Raw genomic sequence first — 26,502 nt, 5'->3', positions numbered from 1 at the left:
TGCTAGGTCTAAGTTTCAGCGAATAAGTGCTGTATTGACTTAAATTACTGAAACCCTGATTAGACAAGTGTTTTACTTGAGTTGACAAATTAGCTCTAAAGGGTAAAAGGATAAAGAAATTCAAAATCCTTTCCCTTTAACATGAGTCCCTTTTCCCCTTCCCCCTTTCCCTTTTCCCGACTTATGCAAGAAGTCTAATTGACACATTTGGATTGTGACAGTTAATAAAATTCTGATAATATCGATGAATAATTAGATTCGTAGTCAAAACTTTAGTGTTTAGTATGAACACTCAAAACTAGCTGGTAAATTCATAAGAAATATTAGCACTATTTTGCTTTCCAAACTGTTGGCTAAAATAAAGACGATATAACTCACACATGGCGCTAGCTTGATTGCCGTTTAGTTGAACCAAACCCATGCTTTCTAACTTGTAAGCAGCGATCGCGTTTAACTCCACTTTTTCATCTGTGGCAATTACCTGTTCCATAGCTGACATTAATTTTGGTTCTGCTTGCAGTAGTGTCAACAGTTCTCGTAAATGCTGACTGTAAATTCCTACTGGTGTAGATGCAGTTTCTAATAACACCTCTAGCGTCATTCTACCCTGACATAGATGATAAAATGCAAGGCTCACCAGATAGGGATGTCCTCCTACCATTGCTTGTAGGGGTGCAAGGCGTTTTGCCCCTTCCAAGTTTCCTGCCCAATCTAGTCCGTAACGTAATGCTAAACTCTGTACTTGCTTAAGGGTAAATGGTGGCAGTGTAATTGTTATCCCAACATTGAAAGGCGATTGGTTGAGCTTGAGCGGAATATAAATTTCTGTGGTGTGAACCACTACCATCCGTAGTTTTTGCCAAATCCGATCTTGCTTTGCTTGTTCATGCCAAAATCGTAGCATTGGCAGAAAGTCTTGGGCAATATTGGGATGTTCAAAAATCCGATGGACTTCATTCAAAGCCAAAACTAAAGGATTATCATTAATGTATTGCAACAAATAAGCTTCAAAATAGATTTTGCAGCTTACCTTGCTGCCCATTTCTATATCCCAAAAATCATCTACACAAGGAAGGAGATTTAACTGCCTACTGGCATTTACACAAAACCAACGCAAAAATTTATCCAGAGAAACAAAAACATCTCGGTCAGCTTCTTGAAAGTCCAAACAAACAATTTGATAATCTTGCTCTTTCGCATAAGCAATCATCCGATTGAGTAGAGAACTTTTTCCCATCTTTCTAGGTGCTTTGAGCCGGATTAAGCAACCAGGTTGTAAAATCTCATTACAAACAAGTTCTTCCAGAGAAGGGCGATTGATGTAAAGAGGAGAATTTAGTGCTACAGGGCCGCTGGGAAATTCTATCTTGCTTGCTGAAAAAAAGTCTGGAGAAATCATTTCTAAACTAGATTCTTCACCCAACTTTTCTTGAATCTGATTTTTTTGATTATCTATCTCGTCTTGCAAGTGTTTCTTCAAAGCTAAATGTAAATTTTTTTTCGTTATTCTTTCCCCAAGTGCGATCGAAAGGTCTTGCCACAACTCAGAACCAACTTCCTTGATGTAATTGTTGCCGTAGCCTGATACCTCTGCCATCTCACCATAAGTTTTACCCAACCACGATTGAGAAAGCACGAACCACTGAATTGGATCGAGAGGCTTGTCTTGGAGAATTTTTTTTACAGATTGTAGAAGCTTATCCACAGAGAAGAAGTTGTTAAACAGCTAGGCAATTTGCTTATACTTTTAAGCCTGGTAACAATATACATCTGAAATCTCTCTGAAAAAAAAAATATTTGAAATCAAAAAAAGTTGATATTGCTGCATTCATCACTATACCAAGAATGTGATTATAATTACTTTTTTGAAGGTTTTTTGTATAGAGATTAAGTCGGCAAGCACGATCAAACCAATATATATTTAGTTTTGTAAAAACGGTGAAATAACGAATTTGTAAAGTATGTGCTGTATTTACATTTCGTAAAATACTTGGGGATTTTCTCGCCCACTTACTTAGCGCTCTTCCATCACTCTTAAAGAAAGCAATTGCTGCAAGGCTTACGAACCTCACTTTCCAGGTTTTGGCTACATTTACATTTGTGAATTTATATTAGAAAATAAAGCCTCAAACCTTGATTTAGTCATAGTTTCAGTTTTCTGCTTCGATTATTGTTTTCACCAGAGCGATCGAAGGTCGTTAGTTTAGCCTAAATACAGCCCTGAAAAACCTGGTGACAACGATGGCTCGCTGGTATGAGATTCTAGAGACAGTCAATGTGAGCTGAACAGAATGGAACAACATCAAAAGCCAACGGTTGTAATTACGGGTGCCTCTTCAGGGGTGGGTTTGTATGCTGCAAAAGCTCTTGCTGAAAGGGGATGGTATGTGGTGTTAGCGTGTCGGGATTTAGCAAAGGCACAAAAAGCAGCCCAAAGTGTGGAAATCCCCTACAACAGTTATACCAGCATACATATTGACCTTGGCTCCTTGGAAAGTGTTCGACAATTTGTGAAGAACTTCCGAGCCACTGGCAAATCTCTAGACGCTTTGGTGTGCAACGCTGCAATTTATATGCCCTTAATCAAAGAGCCGTTACGCAGTCCAGAAGGTTACGAGTTAACTGTCACTACTAATCATCTAGGGCATTTCCTATTGTGCAACCTGATGCTGGAGGATCTGAAGAAATCATCTTTAGAGCCAAGGCTGGTAATTTTAGGAACAGTCACGCACAATCCAGACGAACTAGGTGGAAAGATTCCACCACGTCCCGATTTAGGCGATTTGCAAGGCTTTGCAGAAGGATTTAAAGAGCCAATATCGATGATTGATGGCAAAAAATTTGAACCAGTTAAAGCTTACAAAGACAGCAAGGTTTGCAACGTGCTGACTATGCGGGAACTGCACGAGCGCTATCACGAGTCAACTGGTATCGTCTTCAGTTCTCTTTATCCGGGATGTGTTGCAGAAACGCCGTTATTTAGAAATCACTATCCCCTGTTTCAGAAAATCTTCCCCTTGTTCCAGAAGTACATCACTGGGGGATATGTGTCTCAAGAGTTAGCGGGAGAACGAGTTGCTGCCGTGGTTGCCGATCCTGAGTATAATCAATCCGGTGTTTATTGGAGTTGGGGAAATCGCCAGAAGAAAGATGGTAAGTCTTTTGTGCAAAAAGTCTCTCCTCAAGCCCGCGATGACGAAAAAGGCGATCGTATGTGGGAATTAAGTGCCAAGTTGGTTGGACTTGCATGATGGAACAAAAACAGACAAACTATGCTCATCTAGTGTTCACCGTTCCACTCAATACTGATGAGTCAACAGAACATCTTAACCTTTACAAACTAGAATGTGAGACTACACCTTTAACAAAATTAATACCTCCCAATTTCTAGAGTTCGTAGGGTGCGTTACACTTTGTTAACGCACTGATGTTAATTGTAAATAGATACGAAAAATTATCTAAACATTTCTGATGGAAACTGCTATGTCTTCTTTAAAGGCGCATTCCCAAACGCTATATGAAACTGATTACTTGCAATGGATAGAAACGACTGTAGAAAAATTGCAAAGTCAGGATTACGCAAACGTTGAGTGGGAGAACCTAATTGAAGAAATTGCCGATATGGGAAGGAGTGAACGCCGGAGTCTCAAGAGTAATTTGATTGTAATTCTGATGCATTTGCTCAAATGGCAATTTCAGCCGGACAAAAGAAGTGGTAGCTGGGAAGGAAGCATAATTGAACATCGTAGACGTGTCAAAGAAGCTCTAGATGATTCACCTAGTCTCAAATCCTATCTTGAGATAGTTTTTGCTGAGTGTTACACACAAGCGGTTAAGCAAGCAAAAGCTGAAACTGGCTTGTCAATGGAATCCTTTCCTCTGAACTGCCCATACCAGCTAGCAGAAGTCACAGATGATGAGTTTTTACCTCAGTAAGCCCTGAATCGGTCTGGATGTACCGCTTCACTCTACAGTTATACCTCTATATGCCTACTCTCTTGACTTAATACATGGAAAATATGTATAATGACGGACGCATAGAAGGGGAGTAGCTGCTGGCAAAAAACTTGAAAGCCAGTACATCTGAATCAACATACTGGCGATGAGCCTGGTTCAGATGGCAAGTAATCAATATTTGAAAGCGAGACCTTCACTAAGTTCACACCGAAAAGTGTAAACTTGGTGAGGTCTTTTGGCTCTCATCAAGCTTCACATCGGTAAACGATTCTTCAGGAGCTTGAGAGAGTGTTAACAGCTTTTACCGCAGGTTTATTACTAATTACAGTTTCAGAACTAGGTGATAAAACATTTTTTATTGCTGTAATTTTGGCAATGCACCACCCGCGGCGGCTGGTGTTTACAGGTGTGACAGCTGCTTTGGCGGCGATGACAATCCTTTCGGTGATATTTGGACAAGCAGTATCTTTGTTGCCAAAAGTTTATATTCATTACGCCGAAATAGCTTTATTTATTGCCTTTGGTATCAAGCTGTTGTATGACGCTAGTAAGATGTCAGCTGCTGCTTGTGATACAGAAGTTGTGGACGAAGCTGAAGCTGCGGTGAAACAAGCAGATTTGCAGTTACCAAAGCAAAAGACTGGTTTGGCAATTATCATAGAAGCCTTTACGTTGACATTTATGGCAGAGTGGGGCGATCGCACCCAAATTGCCACTATTGCCCTAGCCGCAGGTAATAACCCCATTGGAGTGACAATAGGTGCGATTTTAGGACATTCTATTTGTGCTGCGATCGCAGTTATCGGCGGCAAAATGATTGCCGGACGTATTTCTGAGCGTCAACTCACCCTGATTGGCGGATGCCTATTTTTAGTCTTTGGTATTGTTGCTGCCATTGAAGGAGCGTGATCAGGGGCAGGGGAGGCAGGGGAGACAAGGGGACAAGGAGAAAAGGGGGAATTATTGAACAAGTCTCTTCCTTGTCTTCCCCCTCTTCCTTGTCTACCTTGTCTCTTCTCCATGCCCAATGCCCCATGCCCCATGCCCAATGCCCCCTACTTAGGCTTACTTTCCAATGGAGGCGCGGGAGATGCAGCAGGAGTAGGGAGGGGGGAAGCCGTTGCTGCTTTTTTAATTCCGTCTTTGTACTGAGCAGGTGCTAAAGCTACGGCACTATCAAACAAAAGTTTTGCTTCTGCGTCTTTGCCCTGTTGTTTCAGGAGCATTGCTTTTGCCACAACGGGGCGGAAATCTTTGGGATCTTTCTTAATTGCCTGATCGTATACAGAGCTAGCTTGAGCGTAGCGTTTCTGGGAAGCATGAACAGAACCTAACAGCACCTGCACCGCTACTATATCTACACTTCCAGGCTGAATTGTATTTGCTTGGGCTGCATTAGAGAGAGTTTCTTGCAACAAACCAATGGCTGCTTCCGGGCGTTGCTGACTGATCAATAAAGCCACCATTCCTTGCAAAGCCTTCAAATCGCCCGGTTTCGTGGACAAAACCGAGCGATAAGCTTGAGCGGCTCCTTCGCGATCGCCAATTTGCTGTTTGGCTTGAGCTAGTAACACTGAATATTCTGACTGTTCGGGATTCAGTTTTGCTAGCTTTTCTAGGGGTTCAATAACAACTTGGATATCAGCTGGTTTAACCTCACTTTTATCTTTTTGACTCAGTAATTGCAGCCGCGCCTGTAACAGACCCTTAAGCGCAGTTTGATTTTCTGGTTCCCTTTGCAAAACCTGTTCATAACCCCGTGCTTCGTCTTCCAGTTTTGATTTTTGGTCAGCAGAGGACAAACTGCCTTTGGTGCTAGCAGTATTCTGACTTGAGGGTGGCGTATTATTAAATGCTCCAATTATGGGAATCACCGAAACACCCACAAAAGCAAGAATTGCCACCGCTAAGACGACTTGAACTATCCAACGATTGCGCGGTTGAGACACGGTTTTGTCTTTCTCCTAAATTTTAATGACATTATCATTTACACAAATCGTAAAGTTAAAAATTTCCAAAACTTTGCGGAATACCGCCAATTGCCTGTGAATTTTATAACAATTAACTATCCACACTGCTAAAGTAAGTGATGACTTTAGGAGGAGCCGTCAGAATTGTAGCTATGATATGCTTCCGAAACTAGTGTAAAGCCGCTAAATTAGACATTTAGTGTTTATACATTAAATTTAGCGCCTTTAGGATTGTATAGAGTACCCTAGTGTGATTTTGTGAAAAGCCAATATACTTTCATCAGTCGCACAAATGCTCTTTCCAGCTGCCTTTGTAAAATCCCACAATGGGATGTGTCTGTGCCGCAAGGAGTTTTTATGAATTCCGACCTGATGCCGTTGCCTGAATCTTCCAATTCTTCTGCCTCTAACCAGGGCCCAACTAACGTAGAGGCAGCCGCTAATGTTCGCATAGCAGCCCAGTCCTCTAAACAAGTTGACAATTTGCCTGTCAACACCAGCGAGACTGACTCAAATGGGAACTCGATCAATCGCCAGCAACCGATTCCACCTCCCAGCGAACCGATGCAGTATCGAGCGATCGGGTTAGTCCGGGGTCGCTATCATGCTAGCAGCGAACAATTTACTCAAGGTACGCTGTTGACCGCAGATGGTGTAGAACTCAATGCCGTCCTCCTAGGCCGGATTATGAGCTTAGTCAAGAATCATCTAGACTTAGAAAAAGAACACTTGTGGGTAGTATATCCACGTACCAGACAAGAAAATGATACCTTGCACATCCAAATCGTCGGAGTTTGGGAGCCAGAAAATCTGGCTAAAAACTCAACAGATGAGGACGAATCGGATTTGGAGTTGCAATTACAGACACTTGATGATGGCTTATCCGAGAACTCTGAACTAAATACAACTCCCCCCAGACCTTCATCAGAAGTTACTGATGGTGGTTTTTCTGTTCGTGGTGAAGTAGTATACCAATCTTTTGATGCTAAAAGCTTGGTAGTCAAAATTAGGCAGGCTCCACGTAAATCAACTGATAAACCTAAATATTTTAAGTTGAAATTGAGGGGTGTGCTAACTACCAAAGCAGTGGGAAAATTCTGGGACTTCCAAGCCAAGCGGGAAGCAGACGTTTTAGTAGTAGAAAAAGCTGAGGCGATCGCTGATTTACCCAAAAAACGCAAACCACCATTTAAAGGTGGGCCTCGTGCTGGCATTGGTGGTGCTGGTGGTAGAAAACCATTCCCCCCCAGACGCACTGGCGAAACCCCTCGTCCCATCAAGAAAACAAGTACAGGCGGCGACCCTTCAGTGGTGTCAAAACCTATACCAAGAACACCTGTTCCTAAACCTATCAAACGACCGAAACCGACTCAAGAGTAGGGAATGGGGCATTGGGCATTGGGTATGGAGAAGAGACAAGGTAGACAAGGAAGATGGGGGAGATTTGTTCAATAATTTCCTCTTGTCCCCCTTGTCTCCCTGCTCCCCTGTTCCCGCACTCCCCCCAATCAAAAATCCGTTCGACGGTCTTGGGGTAGAAAAGATCGCTCCATCGGAATTGGAGAAACTGGTTCTGTCAGGGTAAACGTACCTGCTTCGATCCACTTTTTCAACTCTAAGGCGACTTGCCTAGAAAAAAACAAACTCGCTAAGGGGGCAGAGCGTACTGCTTTGCCCTCTATGGCGATCCACCCAGATTTGAGTTGGGCGTAACTCACCAAACCAAAGGTGGGACGGACGCGCCGGGGAATGGAAAAATCTACTATTGGGGCTACTAAGTCTCGATCTTGGACAGCGCAGTGTTCAATTACTTGTTCATTTAATACAGGTAGTGGTACCCCAACACCTAACATTAATGAGGGGCCATAACTTTTGAAGTAACACCCCCGCACCCAATGAGCATCCATTTGTTTGGCATCACCAATTAAAGCTAAAGTAGCGGAAGGCCCGATCGGTGTACGATTAGCTAAACGCTTTTGTAAGGGAAAGTGCTGAGTGCCTTCCCAGGCGACATAGCCAATACCGCCGCCTAAAAAAATTCGAGTCCCTATACCAACGAGTTGCAAATCGGGGTCGTTGAGTAAGGGGGAAATCGCACCGGGGTTAGAATAAACAGCATTCCCCAAACGCGGTTGTAAAGGGCCGAGATAGGTGAAGAGGGGGCGATCGCCACCATTTACACCAACAATAAAATTTTGATAAAGATTGCGCGGATTGAATAAATAAAACTGATTAATTGTGTCACTGGTAATTGTAGTTTCAAAATTTGCTCTGGGGTAACAATCTGTTACTTGTCCTTGCGCTTTCACGTGTATAGATTTACCAGCGATCAAATCTTCGATTATATGACCGCCACCACGTTCTCGCACTTCTTCCCCATCCATCGTCTCCACAGCGCAACTCGCACCCAAATATAAATCTACTGCCCCAAAACCAGAGTATGCTGGCACGCCATCTAACCAACAACGGCGAATTTTTATTGGGGGATCGGTATGTCCCAGATTGATAATTGCACCACTTGATTCCATCGGCTCAAAAGTACCAGTGGTAACTACATCAACTTCTTTAGCAGCTTTAGTAACACCGATTTCTACAACTCGTGCTTTTAATTCTTCAGTTGTCAACACCACCGCACGTTGGCGCTTAATTTTTTCGTTAATTTCTGCAATTGTTCGCATCTTCTCAGTGCTTGCGCTTCCTGCTGAATGGTAAATAGGGAGAAACACGATTAATCGCGTCTGTAACTAGGGAGTAGGGAAAAGAAATTTTCATTGCTCTTTGTGAGCGCAGACGATCGAGGCTTTTGGATAATTTCATCTCCAAATAGCGATCGCCAATCTCTGCCCGACATTAACACCCCGAATAAGGATAAAATTCCAAAAAACAATTCAAGGATTGCAAAATTAAAATGATATATTTTTTGGAGCAAACAAGCTGTCTGTATCCAAAATGCTTTTTTCTAAGTAAAATTACTATAAAAAGTTTTTGTATTATCAATCAAATGTATGGTTAGAATTAAGTGGATTTACTGAATTTAAATAAGCAATGTCCATCTCTAAGGGTTTGTACCAAAAGTTTACAACTTTCAGTTGTTATTTCACAATTTCTGCCTAATTAATTTCCGGTTTCTGCAAATTTAATCTTTAAGTCGTGGTGTTTTACCGCTAAACTACCAGGTCAAGGTTTTAGAAACCCGGACGAGATTTGAACTCATGTCTCACTGACCAAAAGCGATCGCCTTTTTCTGTAATCAAAAATTGAATGACTAATCTTCTGGTTTCAAGATGTCATCATCAATCGATGGCTTCTTCTTAATGTCTGTATTTTCTGCTTTCCAATTCTCATCGGCTTCTGGAGATTGAGAAACTATTACAAATTCAGTCTCTTGTGTATGATTATTTCCCCATTCATCCAGAACATCTTTAATTAACACTTCTTGCAACCAAATCTTAGCGACAACAGTCAGGGGTAGGGCTAGAAATAATCCTAAAAAGCCAAAGAAAGTGACGAAAAATAGCTGGGCAATTAAGGTTATGGCTGGCAGCAATGAGACTTGATGCGCCATCACAACAGGCGTGATGAAATTACTCTCAATTTGTTGAATAATAAAGTAGAGAATCAAGACAGCGATCGCTTTCCAAGGTTCATCTAAGAAGGCGATCGCCATTGCTGGGATTACACTCATTGTTGGCCCCAAATTGGGAATCAAGTTAAAAAATCCCGCTAAAACCGCTAAAGCAAGTGCTGCCTTGACATGCAAAATTGATAAGCCAATCAGACTCATCACTCCCACTACACAGATGGCAATGAAAGCGCCTGTAATCCATCCCTCCAGAGAGACTTCACATTTATCTAAAATCCCATCTACCCGCCGCCGATAAAATGAAGGGAAAAGCCGCACAAATACTTTGCGGTAAGCCATTGGGTCGGCTAACATCATTCCTGTTAAAACCAACACTAGCAAAATCTTGAGAACGACTTCTAAAGAACCAGATACAAAAGCAAAGGAGTTTCCCAGTAGCCGATTGGCGAAAGGCTGTACTTGTTGGATGAGACTATTAATATCTGGGATATAAGGAACTAACTGGTCAGGAATACGAGTTCTCAGGGCATCAAGCCAACTATTAAAGCGTCCAAACCCTCTAGGAACTTGATAGGTTAGTTCTTGAAACTGCTGGGCAAATGGCGGCACAATTAGCCAGAAAAAACCCACGACACCTGCGAAAAAGATAGCTACTGCTAGGAGGACGGCGAATCCGCGCCTCATCCCAAAGCTTTGGAAGCGTTTCGCTAGCCGATTTAAGGTGGTGGCTAACACAACTGCGGCAAACATCAGCAAAAGCACTTCCCGAATTTGCCACAAGATGTATAAAGAAAGAACTATGGCGATTAAGCCGATCCATTGACCGAGGTTCACAGGCTAACTCCTAACCGTTGCCAAGATGCAATTTTATTGTAATTAAGCTAGGTTAGCTGATTTTAGGAACTTGTGCGTAAAACTATTGAGTTAATTTTGTTTTTCTGCTTGAAATCGCCACAGTAGAGCGATCGCTACAATCGCAACCGGCAAGAATACTATAATCAGCGCGTTAGTTGCTGTCGCCGGAATTGCTAGACTTGGCCCTGCATACTTAATCAATACCGATAACAAAGCCGAGAGTAAAAGCAGTTTTAGAATTAATCCTAGTTGATTTTCCATAAAAGTACGGCAATACAGATTTTTGTGGTACATACAAATTTGCGCTGTACCGTATAGTTTCTAGAATAAACCCACAGATACAATCCTTGTAGTTTTCACAAAAATATAATTTCTAGTACCTGTCAGAAGCGAAGGATGTGAGGCGCGATCGCTATTACACTTTGTTAGTGCTGCCTGAACCTCAGACAGCACATTATACACTATTAAAGCTTTACAGAAAGTAACCAAAACAGCCTTTGAGTAATTTAAATTAAGCACAAAGGAATGCAGAGTTTTAGCAAACTTTATTTGTTCTGAACTGCCTCAATTCTATATTTAGTTTTAATCAACTCAGACAGTTGTATCAAAAGTTTTTTCACTCTAGCTTGAATATATTTAGGATTTTTTGGTACACGTTTAGCTATATATCTTAATAAAGCAATCTGATAGCCAAACTTATACTGAATTGCGGAAAATATATTAGACTTGACCTGGTGGGCTGCATCTTTATCTAGGTTTTTTAACTTTGTGACTTCACGATGATATACCGGATGCTCTCCCCAAACGCAGGCAAAGTGTACAAGAGCCGGAGACACCACCTGATTGTATTTTTGAAAAGTAGATTTACCTTTAATAGCATCTATATTAAAAGAACCACGAAGACCGATAGGTGTTCGCATCATCAGACCTTTATCTTCAAACATACTTTGATTATGTAGCATCATAGCTAGACCAAAAATACGTTCATCATTAGGGCCATCACCACGAAATTCACTAATACCTAGCTTTTTCCAGTCTCTTGAAAATTCTAGTGCTGTTTCAAAAAAGGCCTTCGTAGTATCGTTTTTTTCAAAATAATAGAGACCTCCATTAAATCTAGGTAATTTTGTCAGATTAAATCGTTGGAGTGTGTCATCTACATCAATGAAATTATCTTTATCACCTGCTTGAAGATATACATTACCTGGCACACTAAAACTTCTGCCTTTAAAATCATCAAAAATAAAATTAATATCCCTTACTGCTATGCAATCACTATCAATACAAAGTGTGTATTTAAATGGAGAATAATCATAAACGTGAAGCTTTTGTTTGACGTTAGAACCGTATTCTTTTCTAAGATTTATAACGCAATCATAAAGCTCTAGCAAATCTTTATCATCTTCACGATCGGTAACAATAGCACGCGGAATATTTGGTGAATGAAGACGTAGAGAACGTGCTAAGGACTTTGCCATTTCTAGATAATAAGATGCTCCGTAAGCATAGGTGATAATGCCACGTTGTGAAATCAACATATTTTTACTAATTAATAGTATTTAAGCTTTAACTTTCTAATTGCATTCTAACTTACACCCCAAAAGATAGATATCCACTAATATCAATCCAGCTTAAAATCTGTGTAAAGTATTCGTAAAGTATAGTCTACAGCACTTACGCAATTGGCATATTATTTTCAGTTCGCAGTGTTGGCGCAGTGTCTCATTCGCGTTAGCGTCTCTGAAAGAGAAAACTAAAGTCTTCAAAATAAAGACTAAAGCCTTGACTACAAACTACAAATCCGATTTTTTGGTGACACTTGCGTAAGTCCTAGTCTAAATGTTCTTTAGACCTGTTTAAGTATACCTAATTGGCTTTAAAAGAAAATTTTAAAGGTACAAATCGGTTAAAAACAGAAATGTATGCAGCAAAAAACAACACAGTAAGAGATACTAAAAGCAGGTACATAGGCAAGAAAATATGGAATCCCTAACCTCTCGTATGCAGGCGGTACAATCGCCAATTATTCCTGTGGTTGGGGAACTGATTAAAAACTCTCCTGGAACCATTTCTCTAGGACAAGGTGTTGTTTCTTACAACCCACCACATGAAGCCATAGAATTTTTAGCCAAATTCTTAGTCGAACCCACCAATAATTTATACAAAGCAGTTGAGGGAATTCCCCTTCTACTGACAGCACTTGCGGAAAAATTGCAAGCCTTCAACAGGATTGAAATCAACGGGGAAAACTGCATTGTTGTGACAGCAGGGAGCAATATGGGATTTATGAATGCCATTCTTGCGATCGCGAACCCAGGCGATGAAATTATTCTGAATACCCCCTACTATTTCAACCACGAAATGGCGATTGCAATGGCTGGTTGTCGTGCGGTATTAGTGGCGACGGATGAAAATTACCAATTACGAAAAGAAGCGATCGCTCAAGCAATTACTCCTAAAACACGGGCTGTGGTGACGATTTCACCAAATAATCCCACTGGAGTTGTTTATTCTGAAGCCGCATTGCGCCAAGTAAATCAAATTTGTGCTACTCACAGTATTTACCACATCAGCGATGAAGCTTATGAATACTTTACATATAACGGAGTAAAACACGTTTCACCTGGCTCATTTAGTAATAGCAGCGAGTACACCATTTCTCTCTATAGCCTTTCCAAAGCATACGGTTTTGCTAGTTGGCGCATTGGCTACATGGTGATTCCCAAACACTTACTTGTCGCTGTTAAAAAAGTCCAAGATACAATTTTGATTTGCCCGCCAGTCATTTCTCAATATGCAGCTTTAGGGGCATTGCAGGCAAAAGAGGAATATTTGAAGAGTCATATAGGAGCAATTGCTCAGGTACGCCAACTAGTATTAGAATCCCTTAATCGTCTACAAGGCTTATGTAGCATTATCCCTGCCAATGGCGCTTTCTATTTTTTTCTCAAAATTCATACCCAGATGGATGCTTTTGAATTAGTCAAACAACTAATCCAGGAACATAAAGTCGCAGTTATTCCAGGTACAACTTTTGGCATAGATGACGGATGCTATCTACGCGTTGCCTATGGGGCTTTACAAAAAGAGACAGCAAAAGAAGGTATAGAAAGATTAGTACAAGGTTTGGAAACTATAGTTAGGAGTTAAAAGTCATTCAATTCCTGCCTCTAGCAAGAACTGCCTCCTTCAAAAAGGCGTTAAGCTGTGTTAGCGTACCTCGTTCGCAATTCCAAATATAAAATTCAACAGATGCCAATTATTAATAAGTTAATTGAAATTGAAACTGAGCCAAAAATTAATATTCATAATATCACCCCACAAATTCAAGATTTTCTTGCTTCAACCCCAATTAAAAATGGACAAGTTTTAGTATTTTCTCGACACACAACAACAGCCTTAGCTATCAACGAAAATGAAGTCAGATTATTAGAAGATATAAAAGTATTCTTGCAAAAAATCGCACCTGCATCAGACAGCTATTTGCATAATGACTTGCATTTAAGAGATGTCCCAGAAGATGAGCCGATTAATGCTCACTCTCATTTGATGGCAATGATGCTGACCACAAGTGAGATAATTCCCGTTGTGGATGGTAAATTAGCTTTGGGAACCTGGCAATCTGTGTTGTTTTTTGAGTTGGATGGCCCGCGTAAAAGAACGGTATTTGTGCAAATTTCTGGTGAATAATCCAATTTAACACCTGCAATGCTCTGAGAACAACCTAAATCTGAGAGAATTACGAACACAATCAAGAAGTACATCAGTTGAATTTATCTACAGCAATTAAAAACCTGAAAGAATGTTTTCCAGCATCACCTTCCTTTCCACAAACCAGGACTTTTGTTGTGTCAAAGGCAGAGGCCATTAGTTATGAAAAATAACGATAATTTTGTATTACGTAATACTTGGTACTATGCCCTGCCTAGCAATCAAATCAAGCCAGGTATGATGATTAGCCGCATTTTCTTAGGAGAACCGGTGCTGTTAGTTCGCAGCCAGGATGGCAAAGTGTCTGCGATGACGGACATTTGTCCCCATCGTGGTGTGCCTTTGAGTTGTGGGAGATTCAATGGGCAAGAAGTTGAATGCTGTTACCACGGTTGGCGCTTTAACTCTGCTGGGCGCTGTACTGCGATACCTTCTCTTGTGGAAGAACAGCAAATGGATTTGAGTCGCTTTGATGTGCAGTCATATAGTGTTCGCGAAGCCCAAGGCAATATCTGGATATATATGCCCGATCCCGATAACCCTCAACCTGCATCTGATATGGAAATTCCGGTAATTCCAGGGTTTGATGGGCGATCGCACCAGTTCGTAGAGGTGGTAAAATTCCCTTGTTTTATAGATCATGCAGTAGTCGGTCTGATGGACCCGGCGCATTCCCCTTATGTTCATCGTGCTTGGTGGTGGCGAAATGAGCAATTGCACGAAGAAGTAAAGCAATTTGATGCTTCGCCCTACGGCTTTACGATGCGACGACACCGATTACCTGCAAATGGGGGTCGATTATACTGGCTGATTGGCGGTGGTGTCCCGGAAACGGAGATTTCTTTTCGTTTACCTGGAGTCAGAATTGAAGAAACCACTATTGGTAATAATCGAGTCGTTAATTTGACGGCAGTTACACCAATTTCAGACACCGAAACAGAGGTAACTTTTGCTCTTTACTGGACACTTCCTTGGGTGGGATTTTTCAAGCCACTGTTACACGTGCTGGCGCGGACTTTCATTGGCCAAGACCGAACGGTGGTAGAAAAACAGCAAATTGGTTTGAAATATAATCCTGTGCTGCGGCTGATTAAAGACTCCGATATGCAGGCACAGTGGTATTACCAGTTAAAGCGGGAGTATGCTCGTTCTGTCGCTGAAAAACGAGAATTTGTTAATCCTGTCAAGGGTCAAATACTGCGCTGGCGTGCTTAAATTACTCCAAAGTAAATTCGGCAAATTCTCTTTGTCCGAATAGCATATTTCGGTCTACGGCTGACAATATTTTATTATTGGCGCGATCGCTATTTAAACTGCGACCAACTAATTGCGCCACATCTGCACGATTGATGCTACCAATAATGTGCGGATCTTCGGTTAAAACGCCATTACCCGTTGCTGGTTCTGACTTTAGTCCACCAGGACGGATGATTGTATAAGTAAGTCCACTGGCAATTAAGTGTTGTTCGGCTTTGTCTTTCTCAGCTAAAACTTTTCCCAGTACCTCTAAAACTTGGGGTGAGGCAGCAACAACACTATTGCCAGCACCTATGGAAGATACAAGAATAAACTTTTGCACCCCAGCTTTAACTGCTGCATCGATCAGATTTCTGTTACCAGGGTAATCCGGCCTTTCTACATCTGATGGTAAACCGCCAATTGTACTGATAACGGTGTGAATAGGTGCATCTGTTACCATTGCGCGTTCTATATCGCCAAGATTCAAAGCATCTCCCTGAACTACTTCAATACCCATTGCTTCTAGTTCAGTAGCAACTGCTGCTGTTCTCAGGAGTGCTTTAACCTTTAGCTGTTGTGCTGTGAGATATTGAGCAATTTCTCGACCAACACCGCGACTTGCCCCAGCTAGAAAAATATAAGATGCACTTGTCATAATAAATTTAACTATTTACGCTCAAAGGATTTTATCAGAGGATTGGCAGTATTTAATAATTGCTCAAGACCATCGAAAAGTGATTTGCCCTCCCAAAAGTAGTAGATAGCTATCATTGCAATCTTAATCTCGCGATCGCAAATAACTGAGTAACCATAATTACAAAAGTATATAAGATAGCAATTATACCTAACCCAATGGTAGGAAGTATTTTAGTAAACATTTGTGCAAATGTAGCAAATAACTTTTCTGTGGATAAACTTATGGCTAAAAAATCTCAACCCAATCTCGAACAATACCAAGATGTGAGATTATCTGCTACCACAAGAATTTGGGTAATTACAGTTGCCATTCTTGGAGTTTGCGTGCCACTGTCAGCCGTTACTAGAAGTGGTGCTATTCTTCCTTTAGTTGCTATTGGTGGCGCAGCTGTTGGTACAGTTGCTGTTTGGCGTTCTGATGAGCAAAAATCCAAAACTAACTATTTGCAACAGCAACAAATAGAACTGCTAGAGCGGAGATTAGCGAATTTAGAAACAATCGTTAGCAGTGATGACTTGAACTTACAAATGAAAATTAAACAAATCGAAGCAAGGGATACTTTTGACGACTCATCTAATGTAAGTACTACACCCAGACAACCAAAACGCAAAGGTTAAAATTAGCCAATCTTCACCATTTATTTCGATTTCAGAGGATATTTCCGCGAATTATCGTTAATAGGTGATTTTTATGTAGCTATTTGCTGACTTAACGTCACTGCAACCTTTAAATCTGTCTCAAATTCAACTTTCTTTTGCAGCTAGAAGTGTTTCTCTAGAAACAGTATCTCGATCTCTATCTCCGTTAGAATTGACTGATATCATTTAATTCTATATACTTCAACTGCATCAGTTCATGAAATGTCTAAGTGCTATCCATCTATCTCTTTCCCGGAAACATTTGTCAATGGCTGTGTTTTATTAGACTGTTAATATTACTGAATTTTTAATTAACTAAGGTTATAAACTTGAGTAATTGCATTTGTATAGCTTACCGTAGGTATGCAATAGTTTGCCGCAGGAATGTAGATGGATTGGATTAGCTTACTCAAAGCTCAACAAATTGACTTCCTTCAACGTGTGAAAAAACCTAAAACTTATGACTTATCTTTGCTGGAAAGTCAAGTTAAAGGTTGCCACACTGAAGTTATAGCCTTTTGGGGCGAGCCATTGGCTAGACTCCAAGAACTTTCTCGTCAACAAGCAGAAGTTCTCGCCAAAAATCCGCCGCCGACGCCGCCGGAATATCCTGAGCCTCCTGACTGGACGATACCTTTTCCCAAATACTTCCAACAACAAGCCCAAGATTATCTTTTCCGGGAGCATATTGTTGACAAGGTAATAACTGAACGCTTGGGCAAGTTAGTAAAAAAGGTGTCACAAGATACTTTGCAAAACATGATTTTAGATGACGAGGGAAATTTGAGTGGCGAAAGTAAATTTCCTTATATACTCAAAGATCGTCCTCAGTTAAGTGTTCAAGTTTACGTTGCTGATGGAGAAAGTTTTAATGGTATTAAGAAAGACAAAATTAAGTGGTCGGTTACTCAAGAAGATTTAAAAAATCACCAAGTATTAATTTTTCTCTGTTTATTTTATCCATCTACAGGTAATTTAGGTTACGAGAAGCAAAGTATCATAACAGGCTTTTTACCGACAAATCAACTTGAATTTAGCGAACCAAAACTGTATGTCACTCCGAGTAATTTGTTATATGCAGGGGGGTTAAGTTGGTATTTAGAATCACTGATGGGTAAAAAAGACACGTCGCCAGTAATTAATGAAAGAGCGATCGCAGATACAATACAAACTCTACCATCAGAACATTGTCTCAAAGCTATAATCGGTGACTGGGAATGCTGGCAGACTTTGCAAGGACACACCAGAGGAATTAATTGCCTAGCTTTCAGTTCCGGGTGTAATAATGGCAAAGCCTTACCCATTTTGGCAAGTGGTAGTCGTGGCGAAACGAAACTCTGGGATTTAAGCAAAGGCGAATTAATAGAGACATTATCAGAGTATCCTTGGGTAATATCTGGGCTGGTGGATGAAGTGAATTCCCTAGCTTTTAGTTCAGATGGACAGACTTTAGTAAGTTGCGGTGCAGATTCGACAATTAAGCTTTGGCACGTAGGCGCTTTAGACTTGATAGATATTTTGCACAAACACAATGGGGTAGTGCGATGTGCTGCTTTCACCCCAGATGGCAGAATGTTAGCGACAGGCGGAGATGATAGAAAAATTCTCTTTTGGGATTTGATGCATCGTCAAGTTGCGATCGCACTTTCCTTAGATGATACAGCGGCTCATTCCCTAGTTTTAAGTCGAGACGGCGAAACTTTAGTTACAGGTAGCTACCGCAAAATCAAAGTTTGGCGCACCTCACCGCAAACGGGAATCAAAAGTTTAAAAGATGCACAACCACTGCATACCCTCATGGGTCATTCTCATATCGTTTGTTCCTTAGCAATCAGTACAGATGCTAAACTGCTCGTGAGTGGTAGTTGGGATCAAACGATTAAAGTTTGGCAATTGGAGACTGGAGAATTACTTCATACCCTTAAAGGACATAGAGATCGGGTATATGCGATCGCTTTAAGTCCAGATGGGCAAATTATCGCTAGTGGTAGTGCTGATAAAACCATCAAATTGTGGCATTTACAAACCGGAGAATTGCTGGCTACGTTTACAGGTCATGGGAATATAGTCACAGCATTAGCCTTCACAGCTTCCGGTGAAATGTTAGTCAGCGGCAGTTTGGATAAGACAATTAAAATTTGGCAACGCAGTTAATCGTAGTTGGTAATTCATCATCACACTTTCTTTGGAGCTTGCTTCTTTGCAGGAGTACAATAGACACCTTGCAAAAGTAGGGAAAAGGGGAAAGGAACAATAAAAAACATGAGTCCCTTTTCCCGCTTCTTGCAAAAGTAACAAATGCCAAGATGTTGATTAGACTTCTTGGCATTTGTCGGGAAAAGGGGAAAGGAGAAGGGAGAAAGGTTCTGCAAAAGTCTCTTTCCCCTTTAACCTTTACCCTTTTCCCCAAGAGTGCAAAAAGCACTTTTGCCAAGATGTTGATTGTAAAAAGTAGGAGTCAGCGCTACCATCGGCAGCACTAACTCCTTATTTTGTAGTAAATTCAACTATGTCAGGTTGGAGTTTCTAGTCAATCGAAATCTGCTGAGGACCACTGGCTTTGCCGTTATGTGCATCTGTTGTGCTGCTACTGGTGTAACTATTTGAGCGGATCTGTTTATCTAGCCAGCTTTTAACGGGATCGTCTGCAAGATTGAGTCGAAGCACACCAGAGAAAAACCCACCTACAAATGAGACTGGATGCTGAGTAAATTCTCTGAATAGAGGTGACAATTCATTAATGAACATAAAAAGACTCCTGGCACTGCCGTAAAAAATTATTACTTCTTAATTGATCGTAACGTGTTAAAGGATTGGGGATTGGGCATGGGGCAAAACAGTGCTGAGTGCTGAGTTAAGAGTTAGGAGTTAGGAGTTAGGAGTTAGGAGTTAAAAGTTAGGAGTTAGCAGTTAAGAATTATTCTCCCCTCTGCCTTACTCAGCACTCAAAACTCGGAACTCAGCACTCTTGAAGGGCATTGGGCGTTAGGAGTGCTGTTAGCGGAAAGCTAAGGTTTAGCCCGTGCTGAGTGATGAGTTAGGAGTTAAGAGTAGAGACGCGATTAATCGCGTCTGTACAAGAGTTAGAAGTTAGGAGTTTTGTTTATCTCCTTGTCCCCTTGTCCCCCTTGTCCCCTTGTCCCCCTTGTCCCCCTTGTCCCCTCACTTCCTCACTCCCTCACTCCCTACTCCCCGATCATTTCGCCTTATCAGCTTGGTTCTTGATCGGGAAACATACACTTATCAGAATCACAACCACTAGGGCCAGCCTCTGTCATTTCGCCTAAATCGTAGCGGCTTAGTACTGCACAGAAATCATCTGTTTTGCGTCGTGTTTTCACCTCTTGAGTTAAGCGATCGTAGGTTGATTTATTTATTGGTTCAAATGGCAAACGTGGGAATGATTGCAAATCGTCAAAACGCGCTAAAAGAGCAGCTGAAATATATCCCTCATCATTCTGAATGGTTTCGTAAATGCGCTGTCCCAAAGGCTCAATTTCATCAGAGCGAAGTTCCAAAGTAGCTGATGTGTTGTGAGTCACGTACCAACGTTGAACCTGGAGGACAAAATCAAATTGGGCTAAGACTGAAAACTTAGAAACATCAATTTCATCAGCTCCTGGTAAATCAGCCCAAGTTACAGAAACAGGGATTTCCACTAGCCATTCACTCACCCGTGGATCGAAGGGATCGTTAAGCAAATTGCCTTGTTCGTCTTTGTCTGATTGAGAGGGAATCACGTTGTAACCATAATCAATACAAGCTAAGGCTACTGGGTCATTTTTACCGAAGGTGATCCGACGAATAAATCTTTGCGCTTTCGGAGGATGCCACCCCGAACTAGCATTAGTTAATAAAGCCTTAGTACCACTTGGTTGCACTGTGGTACAACGATTTGGGCGCTTGAGATTGTGGCGATCGCAATAATCCCAAACCACCCGATGTACAATATCTCTCCAAGAACTGAGGTATTTCTCTTCCTCACGCTTGAAAGCTAATCCTTGCGGCGTTGCGGGTCTTCCTGCTTCCCACCAGCGCAGCCAATTAACACCAAAAGCATGGACAAAGAAATCAAATAAACCTGTAAAAGAAACTCCCACAATCGGGTCTAATTCACGGCTGTATTGATAGCGTGGTTCCAGAAATTTGTGATTTAAAAGTGCCGCTACAGATAACGCCCCAGCAGTGAAAGCTTCTTCTTGTTCTTTGTAGTTACGTGGGTCAATTTGATTAAGGTGAACCTCTGACAAATTACAGTGGAAATTACTACCAATGATTTCCTTTCTTTGTTACCCTAGAAGCTTTTTATCCCCTAGTTCTACTGCTTGATTATTCGCAGTAGCTCCGCGTACCTTTTACAGATGTAATATCAGATAATAAAAGTGTTTCGGCTCCCTTCTCTACGAGAGGCTGCGCCAACGGCTACGCTCAGGGCAAGCCGCTCAACACAAGTGTTTTTCACATCCGCCCCCGCACTCTTGGAGAGATTATATTCTAGATACCAATTTTCGATGTCATCTAGTTTCACTCTCTACGCTGTACGGTGTCAAAGACTTTTTAATTCCTTTGATTACCACGGGATTAGCATCTCAGCTTTCCCCGTTTTTGCGAGGTTTTTAACGTGAGGCAAAATCACTTACCACACGGATTTAGCCCATAGCGAGCTAAACGATGTTCTAGCTCATTAGCATCAAGATTTGAATAACGTTCTTCTAACCACTGTTTTGCTGTTCCTTGTTCATAAGCTTGTAAAAACTCAACTTTCAAAGCTTGTGTTGGCAGCAAATCAATATTCGATCGCGCTACAGCTTCACCAGCCCATTGAATCGCTCCCTCGCCACTATAATATTGTTTGCGGACAGCACCAACACATTCTTCTAAGGTGGGCTTACGGTGAAAAACTCTGGTATGGTTTGCCATCCTGAGTGCATCACGCTCTGGATCGATTCGCCAGTTGCCATTTTCATCTTGCTGCCATAAGTTATCTTTGGCAGTGGCTCCTTGTTCATCGTCAGCAATAAACTGACGCATCCCCGCGCTTCTTCGTATGTTCCCAGCAACAATTGTTACAGCAGCTTGATCGATTAACAGACAGCATTCAACTGAATTTAATTGTCTTCCCACAGCTTTATTCAGGATGGAAGCACAACGCTGATAAAGTCCGGACAATTTCACCGGATTTGCAACTCCTCCAAAGCCGTTGAGAGTTTCTCCTGCTTTTCGGACATCGCTGATATCAACTAATACTTCAACTTCTGCTGAAAATTGTTCATCAGTCGAGAGTTCTAATAAGGCTTGATATGATTCAACCCAACCTTCACGGCTATCTCCAACGTGAATAGTGACGTTATTTCCTTCTATATGAGTTTCAGTATATTCACGCCGCTGTTGCACAGGAGTGCTGCCAATTTCGCCTTGGACAGTGACATTCAGTTGATTACGAATCGGAGGCAACTGATTAATAAATTGTGGTTCTAAGATGGCTCCAGTACCACAGCCCATCATTGCTAAATCCATCATCAAGCCGAAGGCACTCCAGTCTTCGAGATTGGTAGAAGTGCAATTATAAGCCCCGGAAAAGTTCTTTGGCTTGGCGATCCAGTCTGTATTACCCTAAGCCACATTGTCGCCAATGTGACTCGGCTTCAGAACCGTGCGTGATACTTTCGCATCACACGGCTCCTCAATGATTTGGCTCTTGTCATGAGTACCGTCTCTTTTGGTTTTGATGTCATGGCAGTGTCTATGCAATAGTTGGTAATTTTCGTAGCTGTCTTTTCCCCCCTTGGATCGAGGAATAACATGGTCTACTTCCATTACATCTCCATCTCTGAAGTACATATTGCATTCTGTGCATTTTCCATTCTGCTTTTTCAGCAGTTTGGAGACTCTAGTAGGTAATTCGACACTTTTGCCCATGCGGGTAGCCCAGTAGATGAAATCGCCGTTGTAGGGGCTGACTTCTCCCTTGACTTTGACAAATTTCTGGATATGAAAATCACCGTGGTAGGTAAGATAGAGAGTTTTACCTTCCCTTTGGGACGCTGCGCGAACGGTAATAGCGCGGAATATCCAGTTTGACCCGCCTTTGGAGCCGAAATATTTCCTAGTCCACCGTTTTGTAGATTTGTGAAGGTGTCTAGCCTTAGTCCAAGCAATCAACTTCAGTGTTAGTAAGTTGTCAAGCTCTTGAAAGATTCCAGCACTGTTAACTTTGGAGTAATAGTTGCTCCATCCAGTGATGATTGGATTTAGTCGCTTGATTAGCTCGACTTGAGATTGACAAGATTTTAACTTATCAATTTCATTAGCTAACCTTTGATAGTGAGCTTTGACAGCCTCTTTGCTTGGCTTAATGTATGTCTTGTATCCTAGCGGTTTACCGTGTGTGTTTTTGCCTGTTGCGTACTTCCCTACTGGGTACTGGCGGATATTAAAGCCAAGGAAGTCAAAACCAGGGGTTTCTTCACCCATGTTTTCCAAGGTGTGGGTGATGCGAGTTTTTTCTGGTCTAAGTTCTAAACCAGTATCATTAAGGAATTCCTCAATCAGTGCTTTAGCCCTCATAAGTACATCCAATTTGGGATGTAGGATGACAAAATCATCGGCATATCTGACTAAGGTGATTTCCTTCTCGTTGTTGTCCTTTTTCCCTGGAAGGGTTCGGGCAAATTCCTTGACAATCTTTTCCATTCCGTGTAAGGCGATGTTTGCTAATAGTGGTGAAATTACACCACCTTGAGGGGTTCCTTCATCGGTTGGAAACCATGCTCCGCTATCATAAACACCAGACTTAAGCCATGCTTTAATCTGTCTGCGAAGTTTTGGAAACGTATTGATTTTGTTCAATAGTTTCTTATGGTCAATTTTGTCAAAACATTTTGCAATATCGGCATCTAGAACATATTTGCTCTTTTGCTTAATTGCTACTTTGATACCCTCAATAGCATCCATACAACTTCTACCAGGCCGGAATCCGTAGCTGTTAGGCTCAAACTTGGCTTCCCATTCGGGTTCCAAGGCTAATTTCACCAGTGCTTGTTTTGCCCGTTCTGCAATAGTGGGTATACCCAAAGGTCTTTTTTCTGTTTTCCCAGGCTTGGGAATCCATACTCTGCGGGTGGGGGTAGATTTGTGGTTTAGTTCTAATGTTTTCACTAGCTCAAATCGGGCTTTAGGCGTTAGAGCCTTTTTCCCATCTACTCCGGCAGTATTCTTTCCTTGGTTATCTTGTGTCACTTTACGGATGGCAAGCATTTTGGCAGACCAGGAATTTAGAAGAGTCTTTTGCAATTTACGCACTGCTTTGACATCTCCCCTTTGAGAGGCTTGATAGATTCTCTTTTGCAACTTAAACACTGTGCGTTCTAGCTTGCGCCAGTTCACTTGTGTCCATACCACCATCGGATTTTTCCGTGTTTTAGTCATTTACATTGCTTGTTAAAACTCTATCTTCCAAATCATCGGGAATCTGTCAGCGTATCCATACCCATTACAGGTAGGCATTTGCTTCTGATTCCATCTCTTCCTGTTAGGGCTTGTGGATTGGTTCCTACTCTAATATCGACCTCTTAGAGAGCCACAGACAGGATTACTTCGTTCCGTATAACCTTTGTTTGAGTGTTTAGGACGGTACTACTCAGCCGGAGACAGGAAAGCGTGACCTTTAATGGAGGTACTTTCGGGTTCCTATGTGTCTCAGTGTCTTTTGACCGCAGCGTATCAACCATTCTTTTCGCTACTTACTGGGTTACGACTGTTCAGACGTACCTTCACTTTCGTTGTCCATGCACTCTTGCTTGCTGGGATTCACCTCATGGTTTGGTTTTACCAGCGTTTTTCCCCGCTTTACCCTTTGATAACCAGTCACTAGGTAGGGGAAATGCTTTCACTCCCACGCTTGGAGGATAGGACTTTGTGATGGATTATCACATCACCTATAAGGTTATACAGTTATCAAGGTTCGGCTATCCGTACATTACTTATTCGGTTATCCGTTTGGGTTTTGTAACAGATTTTTAAGAACCAAGTGAGTCATCCCAAGACTAAGGATTGGCTAAAAGCCTCTCTGTAGCCAGTTTCGACTCAACGAATCACACACCACCAACCCATAGCCAGCGCCCACTGGGCATAGCTTTCAAGTTGCGCTGCATTTTATCCAGTGTGGCAGCTTCTTCTTGAGTGAGCTTTCCCAACTCGACTAAGCCTTGTATAGTGCGATCGCATACCTCATCCCATGTTTCCCTTAGTCCCGCCTTTGTACGGCGGCTATAGGTTCTAAAAAATACGGGATTAGCAGCCGGTGCAGTTTCTGGAAACCTTGCACTCTGGCGTGTTCTTTCGAGATTCTGAACCATATATAAAGTGTCTTACGTTCTTCTTGCGTGCGGACAGATTATGACTATACGCCAAGTAGTTTGAGTATTAAAGATTGTCAAATTGTCCACTTTACGCTAGCTCTATCCGGCACTAATTACAACATAAATTTATGATGTATAATGTCCCTCACCCTTGGATGGGAAAAATATACTTGGTTATAGTTAACACCATTATTTTTAAGTAAATTATCTCTATCGCCTCATCTTCAGTCCGATTATCATTACTCAGCATGGGCTAAACCTTAGCTATCCGCTAACTATACTTAGGATCTCTTCATTACTTTCCCACAACTAAGTCAGTTGGCACAATAAAACCAAACTATGTGAAGAAAGATAAACTAAACTAAAACCCTTTTTCCTCCTGCTTCCTGCCTTATCCCAACAACAAATTTTTACGCCGAGCTACTTAGCAGTCATAGTTAAATAAGTTGCAGTTATCAGTCAAATCCAAAAATGGTATGGACTCCCTTACATGCAAAAATCCATCGCACAATCAGATCGCGCCACTTATTTGAGCGCAACCAGCGGCTATTAATCGCTGTCTCCGGCGGACAAGATTCTCTGTGTTTAATAAAATTACTTTTAGATTTACAATCCAAATGGGGATGGGATTTAGGTATTGCTCACTGCGATCATCGCTGGCGTTCTGACTCCGAAGCTAATGCTAACCACGTCGAAAACTTAGCTAAAACTTGGGGTATATCCTTTTATTTAGAAACAGCGAACAAACCGATAAATAGTGAAGCGACTGCACGCGATTGGCGCTATCAAGCTTTAAGTGCGATCGCTCAGGTAAATAATTATCAATATATAGTTACAGGACACACGAAGAGCGATCGCGCCGAAACTCTCCTCTACAATTTAATTCGCGGTACTGGTGCTGATGGTTTGCAAGCCCTAACTTGGCAACGCCCTCTAACTACAGGCATTGTGTTAGTACGTCCACTTTTAGAAATCACTCGAAAACAAACAGAGCAATTTTGTCAAGAATTTAGATTGCCAATTTGGGAAGATTCCACTAATCAAAATTTGCAATATGCCCGCAATCGCATTCGCCAAGAACTATTACCATATTTGCGAGATAATTTCAACCCCCAAGTAGAATCAGCCTTAGCCCAAACAGCAGAACTTTTACAAGCGGAAGTGGAATATTTGGAAAAAGCTGCCCAGCAGTTGCGGGATCGGGCATTAGGCGTGAAACATGAAGAAGATTCTCTTACTGTTTTTCCCTTACGGTTAAATCGTCGGGAATTACAAAAAGCACCATTGGCACTGCAACGTCGGGTAATGCGTCAGATATTGCAGCAAATACTGACCGATGCGCCCAGTTTTGAACACATTGAAAAATTAACGGCTTTAATTATAGCGCCCAACCGATCGCAAACCGATCCATTTCCTGGTGGGGCGATCGCTCAAGTAGAAGGCGACTGGATCTGTTTTAAATAGTTATTTTAAGTCTTTTTGTTATCAGGGA

Annotated in this window: 19 protein-coding genes and 3 pseudogenes; 10 read left to right on the top strand and 12 right to left on the bottom strand. The window is 41.7% G+C overall.

Annotation, left to right across the window (positions count from 1 at the left end):
- Nucleotides 1–298: 298 nt before the first annotated feature.
- On the bottom strand, nt 299–1,705 hold the full coding sequence (locus ACR5KR_RS11075) for an AAA-like domain-containing protein (RefSeq protein ID WP_448266555.1): 1,407 nt from the start codon (nt 1,703–1,705) through the stop codon (nt 299–301).
- 586 nt (nt 1,706–2,291) lie between these two features.
- On the opposite strand from ACR5KR_RS11075, the gene ACR5KR_RS11070 reads away from it, so the two are divergent.
- The 3 genes from ACR5KR_RS11070 (at nt 2,292) to ACR5KR_RS11060 (ending at nt 4,866) form a co-directional block, all read left to right on the top strand.
- Nucleotides 2,292–3,251 (top strand): protochlorophyllide reductase, encoded by a 960-nt coding sequence (locus ACR5KR_RS11070; RefSeq protein WP_448266554.1) that lies wholly within the window; start codon nt 2,292–2,294, stop codon nt 3,249–3,251.
- Nucleotides 3,252–3,471: 220 nt separating this feature from the next.
- The gene (locus tag ACR5KR_RS11065; protein ID WP_448266553.1) at nt 3,472–3,936 is read left to right on the top strand and encodes a DUF29 domain-containing protein; all 465 of its coding nucleotides are present in this window, start codon (nt 3,472–3,474) and stop codon (nt 3,934–3,936) included.
- A gap of 309 nt (nt 3,937–4,245) precedes the next feature.
- A complete protein-coding gene (locus ACR5KR_RS11060) occupies nt 4,246–4,866 on the top strand; it encodes a TMEM165/GDT1 family protein (protein WP_445626508.1) in 621 nt (206 codons plus the stop codon).
- A 146-nt stretch (nt 4,867–5,012) separates the two neighbouring features.
- On the opposite strand, the gene ACR5KR_RS11055 is transcribed toward ACR5KR_RS11060, so the two are convergent.
- Nucleotides 5,013–5,906: a tetratricopeptide repeat protein gene (locus tag ACR5KR_RS11055; protein WP_448266552.1), complete on the bottom strand. Its 894-nt coding sequence runs from the start codon at nt 5,904–5,906 to the stop codon at nt 5,013–5,015.
- A 378-nt stretch (nt 5,907–6,284) separates the two neighbouring features.
- Between ACR5KR_RS11055 and ACR5KR_RS11050 the strand changes: the two genes are divergently transcribed.
- The gene (locus ACR5KR_RS11050; protein WP_445626510.1) at nt 6,285–7,307 is read left to right on the top strand and encodes a hypothetical protein; all 1,023 of its coding nucleotides are present in this window, start codon (nt 6,285–6,287) and stop codon (nt 7,305–7,307) included.
- Between the two features lie 128 nt (nt 7,308–7,435).
- Here ACR5KR_RS11050 and ACR5KR_RS11045 read toward each other — a convergent pair whose 3' ends face one another.
- From ACR5KR_RS11045 to ACR5KR_RS11030, 4 genes are all read right to left on the bottom strand, one after another.
- Entirely contained in the window at nt 7,436–8,605 is a 1,170-nt protein-coding gene (locus tag ACR5KR_RS11045; RefSeq protein ID WP_448266551.1) for a homocysteine biosynthesis protein, read from the bottom strand.
- Between the two features lie 587 nt (nt 8,606–9,192).
- On the bottom strand, nt 9,193–10,344 hold the full coding sequence (locus ACR5KR_RS11040) for an AI-2E family transporter (RefSeq protein ID WP_445626512.1): 1,152 nt from the start codon (nt 10,342–10,344) through the stop codon (nt 9,193–9,195).
- A 90-nt stretch (nt 10,345–10,434) separates the two neighbouring features.
- Nucleotides 10,435–10,626 carry a hypothetical protein gene (locus ACR5KR_RS11035; RefSeq protein WP_448270164.1) on the bottom strand — a complete coding sequence of 64 codons (192 nt, stop codon included), beginning with the start codon at nt 10,624–10,626 and terminating at the stop codon, nt 10,435–10,437.
- A gap of 284 nt (nt 10,627–10,910) precedes the next feature.
- Nucleotides 10,911–11,903, bottom strand: a complete 993-nt coding sequence (locus ACR5KR_RS11030) for a hypothetical protein (RefSeq protein WP_448266550.1) — start codon at nt 11,901–11,903, stop codon at nt 10,911–10,913.
- A gap of 442 nt (nt 11,904–12,345) precedes the next feature.
- On the opposite strand from ACR5KR_RS11030, the gene ACR5KR_RS11025 reads away from it, so the two are divergent.
- The 3 genes from ACR5KR_RS11025 (at nt 12,346) to ACR5KR_RS11015 (ending at nt 15,291) form a co-directional block, all read left to right on the top strand.
- Nucleotides 12,346–13,515: a pyridoxal phosphate-dependent aminotransferase gene (locus ACR5KR_RS11025; protein ID WP_448266548.1), complete on the top strand. Its 1,170-nt coding sequence runs from the start codon at nt 12,346–12,348 to the stop codon at nt 13,513–13,515.
- A gap of 102 nt (nt 13,516–13,617) precedes the next feature.
- Complete coding sequence (locus tag ACR5KR_RS11020; protein WP_448266546.1) at nt 13,618–14,055, top strand: secondary thiamine-phosphate synthase enzyme YjbQ; 438 nt, start codon at nt 13,618–13,620, stop codon at nt 14,053–14,055.
- Between the two features lie 183 nt (nt 14,056–14,238).
- Nucleotides 14,239–15,291 carry a Rieske 2Fe-2S domain-containing protein gene (locus tag ACR5KR_RS11015; protein WP_448266545.1) on the top strand — a complete coding sequence of 351 codons (1,053 nt, stop codon included), beginning with the start codon at nt 14,239–14,241 and terminating at the stop codon, nt 15,289–15,291.
- Between the two features lies 1 nt (nt 15,292).
- Here ACR5KR_RS11015 and ACR5KR_RS11010 read toward each other — a convergent pair whose 3' ends face one another.
- Complete coding sequence (locus ACR5KR_RS11010; RefSeq protein WP_448266544.1) at nt 15,293–15,970, bottom strand: SDR family oxidoreductase; 678 nt, start codon at nt 15,968–15,970, stop codon at nt 15,293–15,295.
- Nucleotides 15,971–16,233: 263 nt separating this feature from the next.
- Here ACR5KR_RS11010 and ACR5KR_RS11005 point away from each other — a divergent pair, with 263 nt between their 5' ends.
- Nucleotides 16,234–16,629, top strand: coding sequence for a hypothetical protein (locus tag ACR5KR_RS11005; RefSeq protein ID WP_445626518.1), 396 nt, complete (start codon nt 16,234–16,236; stop codon nt 16,627–16,629).
- A gap of 411 nt (nt 16,630–17,040) precedes the next feature.
- Entirely contained in the window at nt 17,041–18,804 is a 1,764-nt protein-coding gene (locus ACR5KR_RS11000) for a WD40 repeat domain-containing protein (protein WP_448266543.1), read from the top strand.
- A 372-nt stretch (nt 18,805–19,176) separates the two neighbouring features.
- Here ACR5KR_RS11000 and ACR5KR_RS10995 read toward each other — a convergent pair whose 3' ends face one another.
- The 5 genes and pseudogenes from ACR5KR_RS10995 to ACR5KR_RS10975 form a co-directional block, all read right to left on the bottom strand.
- A complete protein-coding gene (locus tag ACR5KR_RS10995; RefSeq protein WP_448266542.1) occupies nt 19,177–19,398 on the bottom strand; it encodes a hypothetical protein in 222 nt (73 codons plus the stop codon).
- Between the two features lie 461 nt (nt 19,399–19,859).
- Nucleotides 19,860–20,930 (bottom strand): annotated as a pseudogene (nrdJ, locus tag ACR5KR_RS10990) (ribonucleoside-triphosphate reductase, adenosylcobalamin-dependent); the annotation flags it as partial.
- Nucleotides 20,931–21,285: 355 nt separating this feature from the next.
- Nucleotides 21,286–22,170: pseudogene (locus ACR5KR_RS10985) on the bottom strand (ribonucleoside-triphosphate reductase, adenosylcobalamin-dependent); the annotation flags it as partial.
- 93 nt (nt 22,171–22,263) lie between these two features.
- The gene (gene ltrA / locus ACR5KR_RS10980; RefSeq protein WP_448266541.1) at nt 22,264–24,078 is read right to left on the bottom strand and encodes a group II intron reverse transcriptase/maturase; all 1,815 of its coding nucleotides are present in this window, start codon (nt 24,076–24,078) and stop codon (nt 22,264–22,266) included.
- 671 nt (nt 24,079–24,749) lie between these two features.
- Nucleotides 24,750–25,007, bottom strand: a pseudogene (locus ACR5KR_RS10975) (ribonucleoside-triphosphate reductase, adenosylcobalamin-dependent); the annotation flags it as partial.
- A gap of 474 nt (nt 25,008–25,481) precedes the next feature.
- Here ACR5KR_RS10975 and tilS point away from each other — a divergent pair.
- Nucleotides 25,482–26,474, top strand: a complete 993-nt coding sequence (tilS, locus tag ACR5KR_RS10970) for a tRNA lysidine(34) synthetase TilS (RefSeq protein WP_448266540.1) — start codon at nt 25,482–25,484, stop codon at nt 26,472–26,474.
- Nucleotides 26,475–26,502 lie beyond the last annotated feature (28 nt).

It is taken from the genome of Nostoc sp. DSM 114159 (assembly GCF_053470285.1).
This window is presented reverse-complemented; position numbering and strand designations above follow the sequence as displayed.